Raw genomic sequence first — 1,770 nt, 5'->3', positions numbered from 1 at the left:
CACCAACGCCGGCGTGGTCGAAGATTTCGGCACCAGCGGCGTGCTCGAGATCGCCAGCCTTCAGTTGTCACTGACCGCGCCGCCGGCCCTGCGCTGCGATGCCGATACCGTGCTGGACAGCGGTGAAACCGGCGCGCTGACGCTGACCCTGCACAACCGGGGTTTTGCCGATGTGAGCGGCGCCCAACTGTCGCTGTCGGCCGATCTGGCCAACCTGCAGTTCCCTGACGGCGTGGTATCCGTTCCCTCTGTGGTGGCCGGCGCCACCGCCACCGTCACAACGCGTGTGCAGCTCGCTGGCCTGAGCGCGCCCGGCGCTGCACGCATCACCGTCAGCCTGACGCAGCCCGGCTTGCCCGTGGCGCAAAGCACGCTGGACGTTGTGCTGCACAGTGACTTGGTGCCCAACCGCTTGTCCACCGACGACGCCGGAGCAGAACCCAGCGCGATGGAGTTTGGCAGCACGCTCGTGCCACACGCCGCTGCCTGGGGGGTGAAGGCCGATCCCGCGCAGCCGCACAACCGTTTCTACGCCGGTAGCACGCCCGAGGCCACCGGCTCGCACTGGATGCGTACTCCGCCGCTGCAGGTGGCGGCCACGGGCAATTTCACCGTCGCGTTCAAGCACCGCTACCGTTTCGAGGGCGATGCCTCTGCGTACTATGACGGGGGGCAGTTGATGATCTCCACCGACGGCGGCGCCACCTGGGCGCGGGTCGATGGCGCGGGCTACAACGGTACGCTGACCACCGTCAGCGGCAACCCTGCCGGGGGCGAGCCGGCCTATGTGGGCCAAAGCGCGGGCTGGCCGGTCCTGGCCGCTGCCAGCGTCAATTTGGGCACGGCCTACGCCGGCCAGACCGTGCGCCTGGCCTGGGTCGTACATACCGACGCGGCCGTGGGCACCGAGGGCTGGGAGGTGGATGACATCGCCATCAACGGCATCACGAATACCCCCTTCCCCCAGGTCGTGGCGGATGCACAGACGTGCCTTGCCCCTGCCGTGCTGTCCAGTGCAGGAGGCACTCAGCAGTCGGCCCCGGTGAATACGTCCTTTGCCCTGCCGCTGCGGGTGCGCCTGCTTGACGGTGGTGGAGTGCCCATGCCGGGGCAGGCCATCACTTTCACGGCGCCGGGTTCGGGCGCCTCGGCCACATTGCTGGGCGGCGGAACGGCCATGACGGACGCCGGTGGCTACGCCTCGGTCTCTGCCGGCGCCAACGGCGTCATTGGTAGCTATGTGGTGACTGCCACGGGCGGCGGGAGCAGCGCCAGCTTTGCGCTGCGCAATACCGCAGCGCCTGTCGGCACGGGCGGTTCGGGCGGCGGTGGGCCGTTGTCCATCAGTGGCCCGTCGCCCAACGGGCAGGGCCTCGTCACCGCCACGGTCCGGTCCGCCGCAGCACCGCTGCCCGCACAGGCTTACTTCTCGCAGGCGGTTTTCGGCAACGAAGGAGCCGCAGGCGTGCCACCGCTGGCGGGGCGCAGTTTCCCTTACGGCCTGGTGGGCTTTGCGCTGGAGAACGTGGGCGCAGGCAATGCGGTCACCTTGCGCATCCAGTATCCGGGCCCGTTGCCGGCGGGAGCGCAGTACTGGAAATACGGACGTACCACCCCCGCTGGAGCGCCTCGCTGGCACCAGATTCCCATGGCGTTGGTTGGTGCGGACACCATAGAGATCACGCTCACCGACGGCGGCGCAGGGGACACCGATGCATTGGCCGACGGCACCATCACGGATCCAGGCGGCCTGGCGATCCTGGCCGCACC

The 1,770-nt window shown here is 69.0% G+C and carries 1 protein-coding gene; it reads left to right on the top strand.

The genetic code is table 11. The features are described from left to right. A partial coding sequence (locus ACDELDRAFT_RS22140; protein WP_005800937.1) for a choice-of-anchor U domain-containing protein occupies positions 1 to 1,770 on the top strand: 1,770 nt, incomplete at both ends.

This window comes from Acidovorax delafieldii 2AN, from assembly GCF_000175235.1.
Lineage (GTDB): Bacteria > Pseudomonadota > Gammaproteobacteria > Burkholderiales > Burkholderiaceae_C > Acidovorax > Acidovorax delafieldii_B.
This window is presented reverse-complemented; position numbering and strand designations above follow the sequence as displayed.